Origin of the sequence: Zoogloea sp. LCSB751, assembly GCF_002028455.1 — a bacterium.
GTDB lineage: Bacteria > Pseudomonadota > Gammaproteobacteria > Burkholderiales > Rhodocyclaceae > Zoogloea.
Genome location: NZ_MWUM01000554.1, coordinates 1 through 240, shown reverse-complemented (window position 1 = coordinate 240; position 240 = coordinate 1). Strand labels below are relative to the sequence as shown.

Annotated in this window: 1 protein-coding gene; it reads right to left on the bottom strand. The window is 47.1% G+C overall.

Annotation, left to right across the window (positions count from 1 at the left end):
• The coding region (locus tag B4920_RS27685; protein WP_173862744.1) for a peptidylprolyl isomerase at positions 1–240 on the bottom strand (240 nt) is incomplete at both ends.

Genomic DNA, 240 nt, shown 5'->3' with positions numbered 1-240 from the left:
GATCATAAAGTTATTAATGGTTCTGTGGAATAAGGTGCCGTTATAGAAGGACTTATCGACATACTGTTTAAAGTTCTTGCCCGTGATGGGCATATGGGTGAGGTCGATGGCTAAGGTTAAATCCCCCTTTGTGGTACTCATTAAATAACAGACATCGGCACTTAAGCTCGGTGGAGTTGGGTCGGGTTTGGGGATATTGGGAGTGAGATCATCTTCGCCACCGCCGCAGGCACTGAGGAC